Origin of the sequence: Ralstonia sp. 22111, assembly GCF_052045895.1 — a bacterium.
GTDB lineage: Bacteria > Pseudomonadota > Gammaproteobacteria > Burkholderiales > Burkholderiaceae > Ralstonia > Ralstonia wenshanensis.
On the sequence record NZ_JBQEPR010000002.1, the window covers coordinates 143828 to 161300 of the forward strand.

General features: G+C 63.9%; 17 protein-coding genes. 5 read left to right on the forward strand and 12 right to left on the reverse strand.

Going from position 1 to position 17473, the window contains the following annotated elements:
- Positions 1–57: 57 nt before the first annotated feature.
- From ACTJK4_RS06925 to mutL, 3 genes are read right to left on the reverse strand one after another with little or no spacing between them, the layout of a single operon-like run.
- A complete protein-coding gene (locus ACTJK4_RS06925; RefSeq protein ID WP_440817060.1) occupies positions 58–585 on the reverse strand; it encodes an N-acetyltransferase family protein in 528 nt (175 codons plus the stop codon).
- On the reverse strand, positions 582–1559 hold the full coding sequence (gene miaA, locus ACTJK4_RS06930; protein WP_440817063.1) for a tRNA (adenosine(37)-N6)-dimethylallyltransferase MiaA: 978 nt from the start codon (positions 1557–1559) through the stop codon (positions 582–584). The genes ACTJK4_RS06925 and miaA overlap by 4 nt, the downstream gene beginning before the upstream one ends.
- A gap of 6 nt (positions 1560–1565) precedes the next feature.
- Positions 1566–3473 carry a DNA mismatch repair endonuclease MutL gene (gene mutL / locus ACTJK4_RS06935; RefSeq protein WP_260802088.1) on the reverse strand — a complete coding sequence of 636 codons (1908 nt, stop codon included), beginning with the start codon at positions 3471–3473 and terminating at the stop codon, positions 1566–1568.
- Positions 3474–3587: 114 nt separating this feature from the next.
- Here mutL and ACTJK4_RS06940 point away from each other — a divergent pair, with 114 nt between their 5' ends.
- Positions 3588–4247: a VTT domain-containing protein gene (locus tag ACTJK4_RS06940; RefSeq protein WP_232040885.1), complete on the forward strand. Its 660-nt coding sequence runs from the start codon at positions 3588–3590 to the stop codon at positions 4245–4247.
- A gap of 3 nt (positions 4248–4250) precedes the next feature.
- Here the strand turns inward: ACTJK4_RS06940 and ACTJK4_RS06945 are convergent, their stop codons facing one another.
- Together ACTJK4_RS06945 and murJ are read right to left on the reverse strand one after the other, a co-directional pair.
- Positions 4251–5096: a SirB1 family protein gene (locus tag ACTJK4_RS06945; protein ID WP_232040884.1), complete on the reverse strand. Its 846-nt coding sequence runs from the start codon at positions 5094–5096 to the stop codon at positions 4251–4253.
- A complete protein-coding gene (gene murJ / locus ACTJK4_RS06950) occupies positions 5096–6649 on the reverse strand; it encodes a murein biosynthesis integral membrane protein MurJ (RefSeq protein WP_316870116.1) in 1554 nt (517 codons plus the stop codon). Before murJ ends, ACTJK4_RS06945 begins: the two co-directional genes overlap by 1 nt.
- Positions 6650–6964: 315 nt before the next feature.
- On the opposite strand from murJ, the gene rpsT reads away from it, so the two are divergent.
- Positions 6965–7231, forward strand: coding sequence for a 30S ribosomal protein S20 (gene rpsT, locus ACTJK4_RS06955; protein ID WP_004631753.1), 267 nt, complete (start codon positions 6965–6967; stop codon positions 7229–7231).
- Positions 7232–7374: 143 nt separating this feature from the next.
- Here rpsT and ACTJK4_RS06960 read toward each other — a convergent pair whose 3' ends face one another.
- Positions 7375–7698: a DUF3579 domain-containing protein gene (locus tag ACTJK4_RS06960; RefSeq protein WP_232040882.1), complete on the reverse strand. Its 324-nt coding sequence runs from the start codon at positions 7696–7698 to the stop codon at positions 7375–7377.
- A 368-nt stretch (positions 7699–8066) separates the two neighbouring features.
- Between ACTJK4_RS06960 and argF the strand changes: the two genes are divergently transcribed.
- Entirely contained in the window at positions 8067–8993 is a 927-nt protein-coding gene (gene argF, locus ACTJK4_RS06965; RefSeq protein WP_024974875.1) for an ornithine carbamoyltransferase, read from the forward strand.
- A 76-nt stretch (positions 8994–9069) separates the two neighbouring features.
- Here the strand turns inward: argF and argG are convergent, their stop codons facing one another.
- The 3 genes from argG to murB all read right to left on the reverse strand — a co-directional run bounded on the left by argG (position 9070) and on the right by murB (position 12054).
- Entirely contained in the window at positions 9070–10407 is a 1338-nt protein-coding gene (gene argG / locus ACTJK4_RS06970) for an argininosuccinate synthase (RefSeq protein ID WP_045202694.1), read from the reverse strand.
- 152 nt (positions 10408–10559) lie between these two features.
- A complete protein-coding gene (locus ACTJK4_RS06975) occupies positions 10560–10877 on the reverse strand; it encodes a pyrimidine/purine nucleoside phosphorylase (protein WP_027680653.1) in 318 nt (105 codons plus the stop codon).
- Between the two features lie 148 nt (positions 10878–11025).
- Complete coding sequence (gene murB / locus ACTJK4_RS06980; protein WP_440817071.1) at positions 11026–12054, reverse strand: UDP-N-acetylmuramate dehydrogenase; 1029 nt, start codon at positions 12052–12054, stop codon at positions 11026–11028.
- Between the two features lie 106 nt (positions 12055–12160).
- Here murB and ACTJK4_RS06985 point away from each other — a divergent pair, with 106 nt between their 5' ends.
- Positions 12161–12646 (forward strand): YajQ family cyclic di-GMP-binding protein, encoded by a 486-nt coding sequence (locus ACTJK4_RS06985; protein WP_440817073.1) that lies wholly within the window; start codon positions 12161–12163, stop codon positions 12644–12646.
- Positions 12647–12712: 66 nt separating this feature from the next.
- Here the strand turns inward: ACTJK4_RS06985 and ACTJK4_RS06990 are convergent, their stop codons facing one another.
- Positions 12713–15100: an acylase gene (locus ACTJK4_RS06990; RefSeq protein WP_440817076.1), complete on the reverse strand. Its 2388-nt coding sequence runs from the start codon at positions 15098–15100 to the stop codon at positions 12713–12715.
- Between the two features lie 159 nt (positions 15101–15259).
- On the opposite strand from ACTJK4_RS06990, the gene ACTJK4_RS06995 reads away from it, so the two are divergent.
- Entirely contained in the window at positions 15260–16276 is a 1017-nt protein-coding gene (locus tag ACTJK4_RS06995) for a GlxA family transcriptional regulator (protein WP_440817078.1), read from the forward strand.
- Here ACTJK4_RS06995 and plsY read toward each other — a convergent pair.
- Together plsY and ybaK are read right to left on the reverse strand one after the other, a co-directional pair.
- On the reverse strand, positions 16273–16896 hold the full coding sequence (gene plsY, locus ACTJK4_RS07000) for a glycerol-3-phosphate 1-O-acyltransferase PlsY (RefSeq protein WP_232040875.1): 624 nt from the start codon (positions 16894–16896) through the stop codon (positions 16273–16275). The genes ACTJK4_RS06995 and plsY overlap by 4 nt on opposite strands.
- Before the next feature lie 70 nt (positions 16897–16966).
- Positions 16967–17458: a Cys-tRNA(Pro) deacylase gene (gene ybaK / locus ACTJK4_RS07005; protein WP_440817080.1), complete on the reverse strand. Its 492-nt coding sequence runs from the start codon at positions 17456–17458 to the stop codon at positions 16967–16969.
- Positions 17459–17473: the final 15 nt, after the last annotated feature.

A 17473-nucleotide genomic window follows, 5' to 3' on the forward strand; every position in this document is an offset into this window, starting at 1 on the left:
TATGCCAAGCCTACGCTCACGGGAGTGTGCGTGGCACTCCGGAGCTTGCGGTCAAATTCAGCCTTGCGCGGCCAGGCTGGCGGGCATGGTGGTGGCGGCCAACTTCGTCAACGCATCGCCGGTGGCGCGACAGATGCGCCACTCGGGCAGCACATCCGCGCCCATGGCTTCGTAGAAGGCGATGGACGGCGCATTCCAGTCGAGCACGCTCCATTCGAAACGGCCGCAGTCCCGCTCCTGCGCCAGGCGCGCCAGGTGGATCAGCAGTGCCTTGCCGATGCCCAGGCCGCGGTACTCGGGCTCCACGAACAGGTCTTCCAGATACAGGCCCGGCTTGCACAGGAAGGTCGAGAAGTTGTGGAAGAACAGCGCAAAGCCCACGGCCCGGCCGTCGACCTCCGCCAGCACCGCCTCACAGTACGGGCGCGGCCCGAACAACATCGTCGCCAGCGCTTCTGGCGTGGTCTGCACCAGGTGCGTGAGCATTTCGTACTCGGCGAGCGCGGAGATCAGGTGAACGAGCGAGGCGCAGTCGTCCGGCGTGGCGGGGCGCAGCGTGAAGCGGGTCGCTGTGGTGGCGGTCATTGCGATTGCGGTTCCAGTGAGGTTTGGACCAGGCGCGCAACCTGGTCGACGTAATCGGGTGCGAGGCAGTCGACCACGTGCCGCTCGGGCGTGCTGCGCAGCCACGTGATCTGGCGCTTGCAGAGCTGGCGCGTTGCAGCGATACCTTGTTCGCGCAGGCCGGTCATGTCGATTTCGCCGTCGAGGTAAGCCCATGCCTGGCGATACCCGACGCAGCGGATGGACGGCAGCGTGGGCGAAAGATCGCCGCGGCGGCGCAAGCGCTCCACCTCATCGAGCAGGCCGCCGGCGAGCATCGCATCAAAGCGCTGCGCGATGCGCGCATGCAAGACGAGGCGGTCGGATGGCTCCAGCGCAATCGTCAGATACGGCGCGGCTGCGTCGTGCTCCTGGAACGCATTTGCGCCGACCTCGCGTGCGAGCAGGGCGGACATCGGCTGGCCCGTCAGCCGATACAGCTCCAGCGCGCGCTGGATGCGCTGCGCATCGGTCGCGTGCAATCGCGCGGCCGTCACCGGATCGACCTGCGCCAGTTTGGCGTGCAGCGCTGGCCAGCCATCGCGCGCGGCTTCGGCGTCGATCTCTGCGCGGATGGCGGGATCGGCGCCGGGCAAATCGGAGAGCCCTTGCGTGAGCGCCTTGTAATACAGCATCGTGCCGCCGACGATCAGCGGCAGCTTGCCGCGCGCGCGGATGGCATCGATCAGCGCGTTCGCATCATTGGCAAACTGCGCGGCGGAATACGCATCAAGCGGATCGATGATGTCGATCAGGTGATGCGGCGCGATGGCCTGTTCTTCGGCGCTGGGCTTGGCGGTGCCGATGTCCATGCCGCGATACACCAGCGCCGAATCCATACTGATGATCTCGACCGGCCAGCGCTCGGCCAGCTTCAATGCGGCGGCGGTTTTGCCGGACGCTGTCGGCCCGAGCAGGCAAATGGCGCGCGGGGCGCTTGCAGCAGACGCAGTCATCGGAATTTACTGGCCGCGCAGGAAGAGTCGATCCAGGTCAGCCACGGTGAGCTGGATCCATGTCGGGCGACCGTGGTTGCACTGGTCGGCGCGTTCGGTGGCTTCCATCTGGCGCAGCAGCGCGTTCATCTCGTCCAGGTTCAGGCGGCGGTTGGCGCGCACGGCGGAGTGGCACGCCAGCGTGGCGAGCAGCTCATTCTGGCGTTCAGCCAGCACGCGCGAGCCGCCGTAGGCGTGCAGATCGCGCAGCACGTCGCGGGCGAGCGCTTGCGCGTCGGCCTTCTGCAGCAGCGTCGGCACCGATCGCACAGCCAGCGTGGTGGGCGACACGGCAGAGATATCGAAGCCGAGCAGCGTGAGCGTGTCGCGAAATTCCTCTGCGGTGCCGATCTCCACCGGGCTTGCGGCAAACGTGACCGGAATCAGAAGCGGCTGCACTTCGACGCGCTTGGTTTCCAGCGCGGCCTTGAGCTGTTCGTAGAGGATGCGTTCGTGCGCGGCATGCATGTCGACGAGCACCATGCCGCGCGTGTTCTGCGCCAGCACGTAGATGCCGTGCAACTGGGCGACTGCGAAGCCGAGCGGGTGCGCATCCTCGTCATCGGCGTCCTGCGCAGCGCCCGGCTCCGCAACGGCAGCAGGTGCTTGCGCAGTCGCGGTGCCGCCGTCGAACAACGTCGCGGCGCTTGGCACATCGGTCATCCAGGCGGGGCGGCTCGATGGCATGGGCGCGCTATCGCCGCGCATCATCGACAGATATTCCGCACGCGGCTGCGCAATGCCGAGCGACGTCTGCCGCGCGGCCATCTGGTTGATCCAGCGCGTGGTGTTGTCAGCCGGCGAAGGTGCCGTCATGACCCCCGCAACCTCGGGCGCCTCGGCGATATCGGTGCGCAGGCTGTCGCCTTGTTCGCCGGCGTGGCGGGACAAGGCGCGTTGCACCGAGTGATAGACAAACTGATGCACCGCGCGGCTGTCGCGAAAGCGCACCTCGATCTTGGACGGATGCACGTTCACGTCCACAGCCTCGGGCGGCAACTCCAGGCACAGCACGTAGGCGGGAAAGCGATCGCCATGGAGCACATCTTCGTAAGCGCTGCGCACGGCGTGCGTGAGCAGGCGGTCGCGCACGAAGCGGCCGTTGACGTAGAAGAACTGATGATCGGCCCGGCCGCGCGACGCGGTCGGCAGGCCTGCAAAGCCGAAGAGGCGCAGCTCGCCGGCTTCCTCGTCGAAGGGCAATCGCGCACGGGCGAATTCGGTGCCGAGCACGGCGGCGGTGCGCGCGTCGGCCTGCGTGGCGTTCCAATGCTCCAGCGGCTTGCCGTTGTGATGCACGGAGATGGCCACATCCGGCCGCGCGAGCGCGGTGCGGCGGATCACCTCCATGCAGTGGCCCAGCTCGGTCTGCTCCGTCTTCAGGAATTTGCGGCGTGCCGGCGTATTGAAGTACAGATGCTGCACATCGACGGTGGTGCCGATGCCGCCCGAGGCGGGCTGCGCCCGCCCGGTTTGCGCAATGATTTGCGTGGCGTGAGCGTCGTTCGCTGTGCGCGACGTGAGCGTCAACTCCGCCACCGAGGCAATCGAGGCCAGCGCCTCCCCCCGGAACCCCAGCGTCGCCACCGATTCCAGCTCTTCCAGCGAGCCGATCTTGCTGGTCGCATGCCGCATCAGCGCGACGGGCAGTTCGCCCGCCGGAATGCCGCCGCCGTTGTCGGTGATGGCAATGCGCCGCACGCCACCTTCCTCCAGCTTGATCTGCAGCTGCGTGGCGCCGGCATCCAGCGCGTTTTCCAGCAACTCCTTGACCACGGACGCTGGCCGTTCGACCACCTCGCCGGCCGCGATCTGGCTGATCAGCTGGTCGGGAAGCGGGCGGATGGGGCGGCGGGAAGTCGAGGCGGAAGTCATCGCGGCATTATAAATGTCACGCCCTGTGCGGCGCACCGACGCAAGCCCGGCAAGCGCAAGGGGAAAATTAATTGACATCCGGTATCATTCCCCGCTGCTCAATCGGGGGTTGGTTTGGATATCGTGATGCAACTGCTCGACATCGTTCTGCATGTCGACAAATCGTTGGGACTGCTCATTCAGCAGTACGGCGCGTGGGTCTACGTGCTGCTGTTCGCCATCGTCTTTGCCGAGACCGGCTTGGTGGTGCTGCCATTCCTGCCGGGCGACACGCTGCTCTTCATTGCCGGCGCAATGTGCGCCACGGGCCAGATGGACGCTTGGCTGCTCATCGTGCTGCTGGTCACTGCCGCGGTAACGGGCAACACCGTCAACTACTTCGTCGGTTCGTGGATCGGGCCCAAGGTATTCGACGGCCACATCCGCTTCCTGGATCACCAAGCGCTGCTTAGGACACACGCCTTCTACGAGCGCCATGGCGGCAAAATGCTGGTAATGGCACGTTTCATTCCGGTGGTGCGTACGTTCGCGCCGTTCGTCGCCGGCGTGTCGAAGATGACGTTCGCCAAATTCCAGCTGTTCAACATGATCGGCGCCGTGCTGTGGGTCGGCTTATTGGTGCTGACCGGCGACCTGTTCGGCAACGTGCCCATCATCCGCGAGCACCTGAACACGATCGTGCTTATCGGCCTGGGTGCTGCGATTGTGCCGCTGGCACTGGGCGGGCTATGGAAGCTTCTCAGGCGCCGTCGGGGCGCTGTGGCCCCGAAGTAGACGTCAATTCAAGTGCTTGCTCATGGCGCGTAGCGTTGGCATGCGCTCCTTGAGCTTGGCCGTGTCGGCTGCATCTGGCCGCGCGTCCACGTAGGCTTCCAGGTCTTCCAGCGCGGGCCGGAAGCACTCAAGATTGGCGTAGGCCAACCCTCGGTCGCGCACTTCCTCGATCGAATCGGGCAGCAGAATCACCAAGCGCTGCTGCACCGCCAGCAGGCGCTGCCAGCGCGATTCCTGCAGATAGATCGCCTTCAGATTGCGCAGCATGCGCGCGATGATCTCGCGGTGCGTGGCCACTTGCAGGAACACTCCGAGCGGCACCGTGTTCGGGTCTTCGATGCCTTCCTTCTCCAGGTACGGGTCGAGCATGTCCTGCAATTCTTCTTTCGACAACGTCTGGCCCGTCAGCGGATCTAGCACGACCTCGCCTGCCGGAATGCTCATGCGTACCAGGAAGTGGTTCGGAAAAGACACGCCCTTGAGGGGCAGGCCAATCTGCTGGCCGATCTCCATCAGCAGCACCGCCAACGAGATCGGAATGCCGCGCCGGCTTTGCAGCACGGTATTCAGATAGGAGTTCTCGGGATCGTAGTAATCGTTTGCATTGGGCCCGAAGCCCAGCTCGCGATAGAAAAACTGGTTGAGCAGGCGCAGGCGCTGGATGGCCGGCGTGCCGTCGGCGATGCGGTTTTTGATCCGCGCGACGAGCACGTCGATGGCGGCCAGCTCTGCCTGCAGGTCCAGATCCGGATACGCGTCCTGCGCAATTGACAGGGCGGTTTCTGTGAGTGGGATGCTGTCGTCGTCCGCGACCAGGGCCGAAAAATAATCGAGGACTTTAGTGGTCATCAGATGGCCTTTTTTCGGAACGTGGAAAACTTCAATCCGGTGAGCCACAGTGTACCGAAATAGACCACCGCGCACAGGACCAGGCTTGCCCCCAGCAGCGCGATGCGTACGAGCGGCTTGGCACCCAATCCCACCCAATCAAAATTGTGTGCAAGCCACAGCAGCACGCCCGCCAGCAGCAGTACGGCCGACATCACCTGCGCGATGAATAGACCCCAGCCCGGCAGCGGGTGGTAATAGCCGCGACGGCGCAGGCCGAAGAACAGCAGCGCCGCATTGATGGTCGCGCCAAAGCTGATCGACAGCGCCAGCCCGGCGTGTCCGAACATCGGCACGAACACATAGTTGGACAACTGCGTCGCCACCAGCACCACCAGTGCAATCTTCACCGGCGTGCGGATGTCCTGCCGCGCATAGAAGCCTGGCGCCAGGATCTTGATGACGATCAGCCCGATCAGCCCCACGCCGTACGACGTCAGCGCCTGACGCGTCATCTCGACGTCCATGCCGGTGAATTTGCCGTAGTGGAACAGCGTGGCGGTGAGCGGCGCGCCAAACACGAACAGCCCCACTGCCGAGGGAACCGCCAGCAGCACGGTCAGCCGCAGGCCCCAGTCGAGCAGCGACGAATACTCTTCACGGTTGTTGTCCGCACTTGCTTTGGACAGGCTTGGCAGCAGGATCGTCCCGAGTGCCACACCCAGCAGCGCGGTCGGGAATTCCATCAGCCGGTCGGCGTAGTTCAGCCACGACACGCTGCCCGTCGGTAGGCGCGATGCAATGTTGGTGTTGATGATCAGGCTGATCTGCGCGACCGACACCGACAGCGTGGCCGGCAGCATCTGCTTAAGCACGCGCCGCACGCCCGGGTGGTGCCACGCTTGTCGCACATTGAATGACACGCGTGGCAGCATGCCCACGCGTCGCAATGACGGGACCTGAATGGCCAGCTGCAGGATGCCGCCCACCATCACCGCATAGGCCTGTGCGTAGATAGGGGTTTCGAGGTACGGCGCCACAAACACCGCTGCCACGATGAACGACAGGTTCAGGAGCACCGGAGTGAAAGCGGGCACCGCAAACTGTCGCCACGTATTGAGAATGCCTGATGCCAGCGCCACCAACGACACGAGCCCGATGTACGGAAACATCACGCGCGTCATGAAGATCGCCGAGATATAGGCTTGGTTCTCGTGCGCCTTGAAGCCCGTCGCGACAGCGGTGACGATCAGCGGCGCGCCGATCACGCCCAGCGCCGAGATGACCACCAGGAACCACGTCATCACCGTGGCCACCGAGTCGACCAATGCGCGTGTTTCGGTTTCCCCTTGGCGATTCTTGAATTCGCCCAGGATCGGCACGAACGCTTGCGAGAACGCGCCCTCGGCCGAAAGCCGGCGTAGCAGGTTCGGGATGCGGAAGGCGACGTTGAAGGCATCGGTGTACACCGAAGCACCAAAGGCACGGGCGATCAGCGTCTCGCGAATGAGCCCCGTGATGCGCGAGAGCATCGTCAGGCCGCTGATCGTGGCGAGTGTTTTGAGGAGATTCAAGATGAATGCTTGGTTGGGCGCCGTCTGGGAGGCAAACACGGCGATGGCGGTCTGACCGACGGCGCCATGCGGGGTTCGCGCCCGGCGTGACTGACGTGACCGGAGGGCACAATTGCGGCCGTATTATAGGGACCGGCTTGTCATGCGCCCAAAAGTGCCGCAAAAGCCGCAAACTGCCGTTATCCGGGCGATTTCACAACAGGGTTTGCGTTGGGCGCGGAAGTCTGCGTATAATTGCTGTCTTTCACCAATTTGCGCGCTTCGGCCTTCCGTGTCTCCCGGGGCGCTTGCTACCGTTTCTTCAGGGATTTTTCCATGGCAAACACCGCACAAGCACGCAAGCGCGCACGCCAAGCCGTCGTTCAGAACGCTCACAACTCGGCTCTGCGCTCGCGTCTGCGTACCGCAATCAAGGGCGTCCGCAAGGCTGTGGCCGCTGGCGACAAGACTGCTGCCGCTGCTGCATTCAAGACGGCCCAAAGCACGATCGATAGCATCGCTGACAAGAAGATCGTCCACAAGAACAAGGCTGCGCGCGCCAAGTCGCGTCTGTCCGCTGCCATCAAGGCAATGGCTGCCTAAGTTCGGGTGATGCCGGCCTAGCCGGCATGGTGCGACACGCAACGTCGCGCTCCGACGATAAAAAAGCCCGTCTTCGGACGGGCTTTTTGTATTCTGTGCGCCCAATGTGCGAGGCGCTGAGTGGGGTGCCGTTCTTTACGGGATCAGGCTTTCGCGGGTGTGCCGCCTTCCGGCAGGATGCAGGCTTCCACGAGCTGCAGATTGTTGTCGTGCGCGAAGTTCAGCACGAAATCCAGTGCCTTGGGTTCGATGTCGCGCAGGCGCTCGTCGACGAACACGCTGCGGATGCCACCCGACATGACCGGGCGCACATAGGGGGAGTAGGTGAAGCGGGGGTCTCCGCTATCACCGGCGGGGCGGAACTGCGCCATCACACCGCACAGCCGATCGGCCCAGTCGCTCGGGCGGAAGGTCTTTCCGTCGCGGGTGACGCCCTGGATAAAGAATTGGCGAGGGTTGGCTGCCATGGACTGCGTGGGGCTGTGGAAATTTGCAAACGACTTCGACCGTGCGGGTGCCGCAACGTTCGAGCGGGGTGCACTTGTGGTGCGGATGATGCGCCTGCCTGGTTGCCGATTCATGAACCGGACGGGCCGGCTCGTTGTGCCGGTTTGCGGACGGTTGGGGCATCCGAGGCAGCCAGTATTATATCTTATATAAGACTTTCATCGGCCTTTCACCCGGGCCTTTATGGTAGCCGCCCGCGCAGGCGCGAAACTCGCCAAATGGGTGGCGATCCCGTATGATGGACTGAATCTTCAACAGGCAAGGCGGCTAGGGCGACGTGTCACGGGATGTTCCCGGAGCGTCATCTGCAGGCCGCCTTCGTTGTTTTATGAACCCACCAAGCTCGATCAAGCACTACCTGCAGTTCAAGGACTTTTCGCTGGAAGAGTACGAATACCTGCTGGACCGTTCCGCGATCCTCAAGGCCAAGTTCAAGAACTACGAGACGTGGCACCCGCTGCACGACCGCACGCTGGCCATGATCTTCGAGAAGAATTCCACGCGTACGCGCCTGTCGTTCGAAGCCGGCATTCACCAGCTTGGCGGCCACGCGGTCTTCCTGAACACGCGCGATTCCCAACTGGGGCGCGGTGAGCCGATTGAGGACGCGGCGCAGGTCATCTCCCGCATGACCGACATCATCATGATCCGCACCTTCGGCCAAGAGATCATCGAACGCTTTGCCGCGCATTCGCGCGTGCCGGTCATCAACGGGCTGACCAACGAATACCACCCCTGCCAGGTGCTGGCCGACATTTTCACCTTCATCGAGCAGCGCGGCCCCATCAAGGGCAAGACCGTCACGTGGGTGGGCGATGCCAACAATATGGCCTACACGTGGATCCAGGCAGCAGAAATCCTCGGCTTCCGTTTCCATTTTTCTGCACCAAAGGGCTATCAGCTTGATCCGGCCATGGTGGCCGATTCTGCTTTGCCGTTTGTGCATGTGTTCGAAAGCCCGCTCGAGGCCTGCGATGGCGCGCATCTGGTGACCACCGACGTGTGGACCAGCATGGGCTACGAAGCCGAGAACGAAGCGCGCAAGAAAGCCTTTGGCGACTGGATGGTCACCGAGGCGATGATGCAGCGCGCACAACCCGATGCGCTGTTCATGCACTGCCTGCCCGCGCACCGCGGCGAGGAGGTCGAGGCAGCCGTCATCGACGGCAAGCAAAGCGTCGTGTGGGACGAGGCGGAAAACCGCCTGCATGTGCAGAAGGCGCTGATGGAATACCTGCTCTGCGGGCGCTACTGAGCCGAGTTTGACGCCATAGAAAAAGGCCGCTCCGATTGACGTCGGAGCGGCCTTTTTGCTTTGACGCGGCAGGTAGTTACTTCTTGCCGCCGTCGAGCTGGGGCAGTGCATTGGCGGTACCCAGCGACAGCAGGCCAGCCTTCGAGTAGATGGCCAGCTTGTCGCGCGTGTCCATCAGGTCGAGGTTGCGCATGGTGAGTTGGCCGATGCGGTCGGCGGGGCTGAACGGTGCGTCTTCGACCTTCTCCATCGACAGACGCTCAGGTGCGTAGGTCAGGTTGGGCGATTCGGTGTTCAGGATCGAGTAGTCGTTGCCGCGGCGCAGTTCCAGCGTAACGGTGCCGGTCACGGCGCGGGCCACCCAGCGCTGGGCGGTTTCGCGCAGCATGATCGCTTGCGGGTCGAACCAGCGGCCCTGGTACAGCAGACGGCCCAGGCGCAGACCGTTGATGCGGTATTGCTCGATGGTGTCTTCGTTGTGGATGCCGGTCACCAGGCGTTCGTAGGCAATGTGCAGCAGCGCCATGCCCGGGGCTTCGTAGATGCCGCGGCTCTTGGCTTCGATGATGCGGTTTTCGATCTGGTCGCTCATGCCCAGGCCGTGGCGGCCGCCGATGCGATTCAGCTCCAGGAACATCTCCACCGGGTCGGCGATTTCGCGGCCGTTGACGGCGACCGGACGGCCTTCGTCGAAGGTGACCGACACTTCTTCTGCCTTGACCTCGACTTCCGGCTTCCAGAACGCCACGCCCATGATCGGGTTGACGATGCGGATGCCGCTGTTCAGGTGCTCCAGATCCTTGGCCTCGTGCGTGGCGCCCAGCATGTTGCTGTCCGTCGAGTAGGCCTTTTCGGCGCTCATCTTGTAGCCGAACCCTTCCTTGGTCATGAAGGCCGACATTTCGGCGCGGCCGCCCAGCTCATCGATGAAGGCCTGGTCCAGCCACGGCTTGTAGATCTTCAGGGCCGGGTTGGTCAGCAGGCCGTAGCGGTAAAAGCGCTCGATGTCGTTGCCCTTGAAGGTCGAGCCGTCACCCCAGATGTTGACGTCGTCTTCCTTCATCGCGGCGACCAGCATGGTGCCAGTCACGGCGCGGCCCAGCGGCGTGGTGTTGAAGTACGTGATGCCGCCGGTGCTGATGTGGAAGGCGCCGGCCTGGATGGCGGCAATCCCTTCATTGGCCAGTTGCGGGCGGCACTCGATCAGGCGGGCTTTCTCTGCACCGTACTCCATGGCCTTGCGCGGGATGGCATCGTAGTCCTCCTCGTCGGGCTGGCCCAAGTTGGCGGTATAGGCGTAGGGCAGCGCGCCCTTGTTCTTCATCCAGCGCAGCGCAGCGCTGGTATCTAGACCGCCCGAGAAGGCAATGCCGACCTTCTGGCCGACGGGAACGTGTTGCAGGATGGTTTCCATAATCTTTCTCTTCAAATAGCCGTTCAGGATTCAAACCGGCTCACGATCCGTAGCGAGCGCTTCGAGGTTGGGTCGAGAAGCGCAGCCCTACATGGGTAGGGCGAGCATCGCAGGGCCAAGATCGGAGTGCGCAGTAGGAGCGTGAGCCGGTTTCAGGCGTAGTGGCAGATGTAGTGGTAGGCCTCGGTCACCCGAATGTCGAACTTCGAGTTGGCCGGAACCTGAAAGCTTTCGCCTGCGCCGGACGTCTTCCACTCATCGGTGCCGTCGAGCTTGTATTCGCACGAACCGCCCACGCATTCCATGATCTCGGCGGCGGCCGTGCCGAAGGTCAGCGTGGCCGGCAGCACCACGCCCACGGACTTCTTGGTGCCGTCGGGCAGGGTAAAGCTGTGGCTGACGCACTTTCCGTCAAAGTACACATTGGCCTTGGTGGTCAGGCGGACGCCGTCAAAGGTTTCGGTGGTCATGAAATGGAACGCGAAAAGGGTGGTCGTAGGGTCAAACCAGCCATTTTAGGCCATTGGGTCGGCTGCGGGTACGTCGGGCGAGGGCTGCCTGGATCCAGACGCGTTGGATGTGGCGCAAGGTGCTCAAGAAGCCGCTCCGCCGGGCTGTTTACACGACCACGGGTTCGGGTTCGATGCGTACGCCAAAACGCGCATGAACCGCGTCCTGGATCTCACGCGCCAACGTCATCAACTGGACCGCGCTACCGCCGCCACGGTGCACCAGCACCAGCGCCTGCTTTTCATATACACCCACCGCGCCGCTCTGCCGGCCCTTGAAGCCGCACTGATCGATCAGCCAGCCGGCGGCGAGCTTGTAGGTGCCGTCCGGCTGCGCATACCCGACCAGATTCGGGAAGCGCGTGGCCAGCGCATCGCGCGTGGCGGCATCGACGATGGGGTTCTTGAAGAAGCTGCCGGCGTTGCCGATCTCGGCCGGATCGGGCAGCTTGCGGCGGCGGATGGTGACCACCGCATCGAAGATGTCCTGCGCCGTCGGGCTGGCGATGTTCTGCACGGCCAACTCGCGTGCAAGTTCGGCGTAGTGCGTATCGGGCTGCCAGTCGAGTGGCAGGGCGAACGTGACCTCGGTGATGATGTAGCGATCGGCGCCGGTGCGCTTGAAGAGGCTGTCGCGGTAGCCGAAGGCGCAATCGGCGGCGATCAGGGTGACGAACTCGCCGGCGTGGCGGTCGTAGGCGCGCAGGGATTGGAAGCGGTCCTTGATCTCGACGCCGTACGCGCCGATGTTCTGGATGGGCGCCGCACCCACCGTACCGGGAATCAGCGCGAGGTTTTCCAGCCCAGGCAAGCCATGTGAGACCGTGTGAGCAACCAGGCCGTGCCACGATTCGCCGCCGCCTGCGGTGACGGTGTGGACTTCGCGGCCGTCGACCGTGCTTTGGCCGGCGGCGATGCCGGGAATCTCCATCAGCAGCACGAGACCTTCGAAATCGCGCGTGAGAACGACATTGCTGCCGCCACCCAGCACCAGCACAGGCAGGCCCTGCACGCGCGGGTTGGCCAGCGCGGCGGGAATGTCTTCCGGCGTGCGCACGTGCGCGGCGTAGCGGGCGGTGGCCTCAAAACGGAACGTGTTGTGCTGGCCTAGGGGATAATGCGTGTCGAGCAACGCCATGGCGCCAAATCTGCTGGGAAAGCCAAGATTATAGAAGCCAGGGCGCACGCGGCACCCGCAGCGAGGCGCCGCAGCAACCCGAATTCAAGTCTGCAAGGAGAACACGATGCCGTCGTTTGACGTGGTATGCGAAGCCAACATGGTGGAAGTGAAGAACGCCGTGGAACAGGCCAACAAAGAGATTTCGACGCGATTCGACTTCAAGGGCTCGGACTCCCGGGTCGAGCACAAGGATCAGGAACTGACCTTGTTTGCCGATGACGATTTCAAGATCGGCCAGGTGAACGATGTGCTGATGAACAAGCTCGCCAAGCGCAACGTCGACGTGCGCTTTCTCGACTATCAAGACAAACAGAAGATTGGCGGCGACAAGATGAAGCAGGTCGTCAAGATCAAGAAGGGCGTCTCGGGTGACCTCGCCAAGAAGATCGTCAAGACCATCAAGGACAGCAAGATCAAGGTGCAGGCGAGCATTCAGGGCGACGCGGTGCGTGTGACCGGCGCCAAGCGGGATGACCTGCAAAGCGTGATTGCCATGCTGCGCAAGGACGTGAGCGACACGCCGCTGGATTTCAACAACTTCCGCGACTGAGCCCGTCGCGCTCCCAAGCAAAACGCCCCGCACGAGCGGGGCGTTTGCATTAGCGGTGGCAAAACTTCACTGCGACAGCTTGGTCACCTTCAATGCCGGATCGGCGGCAATGGCGGCTTCCGAGAACGGCAGCCGGTTCCAGCGCTTGGCAGAGAATTCGCGCATCTGGTCGAACGCATGCGGCGAAGCCGGATCGCTGGATTCCCCGTAGGTCAGAAGCGCATCGGCCACCGGGCCCTGATCGTCGAACGTGACGGTCTGGATGTAGCTTGTGCCGTAATACACCTGCAAGCCCTTCGGCCCGATCGGCGTGCTTTGCAGCTTGTTGAGGACACCTTCGTACTCCTCACCGCCGTGCAGGGCGATGTCGCCGCCTGGCGCATGTGCTGCCTGGACAGTGCCCAGGGGTGCGTCCAGCGCAAAACCGGCGGTACGGACGGCGCTCACGGCATCCTTCAGCGCTTTGAACACGGCCGTGCGCACGGTTGCATCGCTCATGCGCAGGTTGCGCGGTGTGTGGATCGGATCAGCGGGGTTGAAGTCGACCGCATAGACATGCGGGATGTCCTTGGCGCGCATCCAGAACTCGCGGAACAGGTGCGCAGCGCGGGCGTCGACGTTGTCCGTGAGGTTCCATTCCGCAAGGGCAGCGCAGCCGTCGCGCACAACTGTGTCGAGGTTTGCCGTGGCTTTGCAGGCGGCCAGCAGATCGTTGCGCACGAGGTGGCCGGCGAGGTTGGCGTCGCGGAAGATCATCGCCTGCAAGTTTGGCAGGTTGACCTGGTTGCCGGGCAGGCCGTCGGTCCCGTTCAGGCGACGCTCGATCTCGATGAGGCCGATGCGGGTGCGCAGGCGTTGCGGCACGTCGGTCGAACCCATCACCGGTGAGAAGCCCGTCAGTTTCTGCGCTGGGTTGCTCAACCACGAGCTGTCGTTGCTGTTGGCGACGTAATCATCGCGCTCGAGCACCGGCATGCGCGCGGGCGCCACCAGGCCCGGCACGGGCGATGTCGGGTCGACCTGCCAGTTGCACGCGCTGCGTGAGCCGTCGAGCAGCACCAATCCCACGCCCTTGAAGAGCTTGTCGGCCAGCGGAGACGGCGCGCAACGCTTGAGCGCTTCGGCCGACACATCCGGCGTGGTCGACACGTCGGCAAACAGCGCACGGCCGTTGCGGTCGGTGGCAATCGTGTTCACCCACGGAATGCCGAGATTGCTGATGGCCTGCCGGATGCCCGCCACGTCCTTGGCCTGCGCGATATGCAGCCACGTATCGATGGAGCGCGTGTTGTTGCGATTAGCGTCACGCAGCGTGTAGGCCTTCTGCGTGGTCCATGGCATGCCGCCCGCAGGCATCGACAGCACGGGGCCGTACACCGTGTTGTAGAAAGTGTGGGTGCGATGTTCGATGCGGCCATCCGGCAGCTTCACGTCAAAGGCCACCGTGCGTGTGGTCATCTTGTGCGGCTTGCCGTCGATCAGGTAGGTGGTCGGATCGCCCTCGGCGAGCTTCAGCTCGAACAGCGTGAAGCGGCGCCCGGTGGAAACGGTGTGCGTCCATGCCACGTCTTTGTTGAAGCCGATGCTGACGACGGGGAACGCGGCAATCGACGCGCCCATCACATCCAGCTTGCCGGGCACGGTCAGGTGGATCTGGTAGAAGCGGTTGGTGCTCGTCCAGGGAAAGTGCGGGTTGCCGAGCAGCACACCGCGGCCGTTGTCCGTGGCGGCCTTGCCGAAGGCCCAGCCGTTGGAGCCGATCGGCATGTCGCGCAGTTGCAGGTCGCGGTCAAGTGCCGCGGTGTCGACGGCATGCGGTGCAATGACGGCCGACGCAGGTGCGCCGCCCGGCGGCTGCGCCGCGACGATGCTCGCCAGCATGGCGCCCGCGCTAGCCTGGATGGCTTTTTCTTCGCCCATCAGCATCATGTCGGCCATCGTGAGGGGGCGCACCCAGTCGGCATTGCGGCAGGCTGCCGGGCGGTTGGCGGCCGGCGTGTCTTTCAGATAACGGTTGTAGCCCGCGATGTAGCCGCGCAGCAGCTCGCGCGCTTCAGGCGACATCCGTGCATAGCCCGCGCGCAGGCCGGCTTCGTCAAACGCACTCTTGAAGAAGGCATCTGCTTGCGTGTTGGGCACCGGCTTGAACGACACCACGACCGTGCCGTCCGGCCCGAACGTCTTCGAGCGCTCGCCGTTGACGGTGACGACCTGATCGGCGAGCAGGCACACGTTGTCCTGCGCATAGGCGTAGGCCATGCCGAAGCCGAGGCTGGCGTAGTCGTTGGCGCCGACGTGCGGAATGCCGAAGCGGGTGCGGCCGATTTCGGCCGAAAGGCCGGTGTCCGAAGGCGTGGTCCAGCCGCTGTCTGTGCTGGCGCAGCCGGCCAGCGCCGCAAGCGCGGCCGTGGCAAGCGTGGCGCGCGGTGCGAATCCCTGCATGAATCGCTGCATCGTGCGTTGTCTCCTGATGTCGGTGTTGTTATGGGCGGTTGCGTCTGTGCGCAGCCACCGTTGCATCGTCAATCGGGCGATTCCTATTCGGAAGAGGTATTCCCGCCAGAATTAGGGTCAATATCGCCATGCAGACGACCCTGCCGCCTATACTCGTGCATGCCAAAAATCGACCTGCTGACCTTTCCGGACGTTGCCTTTTCCATGCTGGCGACCGCCGCCGATACGCTTGGCGTGGCCAATGCGCTGGCTTCCATGCAAGGCGGCAAGCGGGCCAATGCCGCCAAGGCGCCGGTGTTCGGCTGGCGGCTCATCGCGCGGGACCCGGCGCGTTGGCAGGCCGCGGCAGAAACGCTCGCGTGCCCTTGTGACGCACTACCGGAAGACGACACGCATCTCGGTGTTGCGTTGATCGTCCCCCCGCTGCATTTCGACCACATCGGCACGCTGGAGCAGCGTCTGGCCCTGCTCGAAGTGGAGCGCGCCACCATCCGCCGTTATCTGGATGCGGGGCGGCTGGTGGCCTCGCCCTTCACAGGTGTGGCGATGCTGGCTGACGTGCTGCCCGCAGGCCAACGGCTGACGGTGACATGGCTCATCGCAGGTTGGGTGCAGGGCTACTTTCCGCATCTGAAAGCCGCGCCGGCGCAGGCCATCGTCAGCAGCGGCAACGTCATCACCGCCCGGGCGATGGAGCATGGCGTGGCGCTCATGCACCGCGTGGTCGCGCGGCTGGCTGATGCGCGGCTTGCGCGCACGCTGGGCAATACGGCGCTCGATCACCCCTCACGCGGCGAGGCCATCGGCATCTGGCTGCGCAGCAAACCGGCCATCCGAGACAGCGTCGTGCTGCGCGCGCGCCGTTACCTGCAACAGCATCTGCACGAACCGTTTGATCTGGGGAAACTCGCCACCGTCGCCTCGACCAGCGAGCGGACGCTGCTTCGGCATTTCACGAAAACGGTGGGGATGTCGCCGCTGCAATTGCTGCACCGGCTGCGCGTGGAGCGCGCGTGCCACCTGCTCGAAGTCAGCACGCTGAGCCTGACGACGATTGCCGAGCAGTGCGGCTATCAGGACATGTCCGCCTTCCGGCGGTTGATCCGGCGGCACACGGGCCGGCCACCGGGGGAACATCGGCGCGCGCATTCGGTGCGCGCCGAGCTGCGCAATTAGGCGGCTTTTTTCTTCTCGCCGATGCGGCTTTCCTTGCCGGCCAGCAGCTTGGCGATATTGGCGCGGTGGCGCGCGATCAGCAGCACCGCCATCAGCGCAACCGCCCCGGCAATCCAGTCGAAGCCGTTCATCAGCACGTAGAAGAACGGCGCAAACACCGCCGACACCAGCGCCGCCAACGACGAATAACGGAAGAACACGGCGATGATGAGCCACGTCGCCAGCGTGGCCAGCCCCAGCCACACGTTCAGCGCCAGCAGGATGCCCGCCGCCGTGGCGACGCCCTTGCCGCCCGCAAAGCGGTGGAACACCGGATACAGGTGGCCCAGGAACACGGCGATCACCACCAGCGCGATGCCGGTCTCGTCCACGCCAAAGCGCGGCGCCAGGAATAGCGCCAGCCACACCGCCAGCCAGCCCTTTGCCGCATCACCGAGCAGCGTGAGGATGGCCGCCTTCTTGTTGCCCGAGCGCAGCACGTTGGTGGCGCCGGGGTTGCCCGAGCCGTAGGTGCGAGGGTCCGCCAGACCCATCGCGCGGCTGACCACCACGGCAAACGAAATCGAGCCGATCAGGTAGGCGGCCACGGCAAAAAGGACGGTTGCGACGACTGGTGACATATGAAATGTGAGAAATCAGGCTGCGCGATTGTAGCGTGGGCGCAAGCGTGCCCCAGCCACCGTGTTCGTTTCAATCGGGGTTTGCACAATTGACGGGCTGCGCGTTCAGCAAGGTGGTCAGCACGCCGGGCACGAGGCTCACGAGAAAGCCGCGCCGCCCACCGTTGATATAGATGCGCTCCAGCTCCAGCACGCTCGCCTCCACATACACCGGCATCGCCTTGCGCACACCAAACGGCGACGTGCCGCCAACGAGGTAGCCGCTATGCCGCTGTGCGACCTCGGGCTTGCACGGTTGCACGCTCTTGCGGCCGGTCTGTCGCGCGAGGTTCTTGGTCGAGACCGAGCAATCGCCGTGCATCAGCACAATCAGCGGCTTGGCATGCTCGTCTTCCATGACCAGCGTTTTGACGACGGCGTGCTCATCCACGCCAAGCTGGCGCGAAGACTCGGTTGTGCCGCCCTTGTCGACGTAGTCGTAGGTGTGTTCGGTGAAAGCGACGCCATGTGCCTTGAGGAACTGCGTAGCGGGCGTCTCGGAAACGTGCTTGGACTTGCTCATACGGGGCAGGGAGGA

Coding starts and splice junctions, on each gene's coding strand:
- ACTJK4_RS06925 (WP_440817060.1), bottom strand. CDS start 585: ATGACCGCCACCACAGCGACCCGCTTCACGCTGCGCCCCGCCACGCCG.
- miaA (WP_440817063.1), bottom strand. CDS start 1,559: ATGACTGCGTCTGCTGCAAGCGCCCCGCGCGCCATTTGCCTGCTCGGG.
- mutL (WP_260802088.1), bottom strand. CDS start 3,473: ATGACTTCCGCCTCGACTTCCCGCCGCCCCATCCGCCCGCTTCCCGAC.
- ACTJK4_RS06945 (WP_232040884.1), bottom strand. CDS start 5,096: ATGACCACTAAAGTCCTCGATTATTTTTCGGCCCTGGTCGCGGACGAC.
- rpsT (WP_004631753.1), top strand. CDS start 6,965: ATGGCAAACACCGCACAAGCACGCAAGCGCGCACGCCAAGCCGTCGTT.
- ACTJK4_RS06960 (WP_232040882.1), bottom strand. CDS start 7,698: ATGGCAGCCAACCCTCGCCAATTCTTTATCCAGGGCGTCACCCGCGAC.
- argF (WP_024974875.1), top strand. CDS start 8,067: ATGAACCCACCAAGCTCGATCAAGCACTACCTGCAGTTCAAGGACTTT.
- argG (WP_045202694.1), bottom strand. CDS start 10,407: ATGGAAACCATCCTGCAACACGTTCCCGTCGGCCAGAAGGTCGGCATT.
- ACTJK4_RS06975 (WP_027680653.1), bottom strand. CDS start 10,877: ATGACCACCGAAACCTTTGACGGCGTCCGCCTGACCACCAAGGCCAAT.
- murB (WP_440817071.1), bottom strand. CDS start 12,054: ATGGCGTTGCTCGACACGCATTATCCCCTAGGCCAGCACAACACGTTC.
- ACTJK4_RS06985 (WP_440817073.1), top strand. CDS start 12,161: ATGCCGTCGTTTGACGTGGTATGCGAAGCCAACATGGTGGAAGTGAAG.
- ACTJK4_RS06990 (WP_440817076.1), bottom strand. CDS start 15,100: ATGCAGCGATTCATGCAGGGATTCGCACCGCGCGCCACGCTTGCCACG.
- ACTJK4_RS06995 (WP_440817078.1), top strand. CDS start 15,260: ATGCCAAAAATCGACCTGCTGACCTTTCCGGACGTTGCCTTTTCCATG.
- plsY (WP_232040875.1), bottom strand. CDS start 16,896: ATGTCACCAGTCGTCGCAACCGTCCTTTTTGCCGTGGCCGCCTACCTG.
- ybaK (WP_440817080.1), bottom strand. CDS start 17,458: ATGAGCAAGTCCAAGCACGTTTCCGAGACGCCCGCTACGCAGTTCCTC.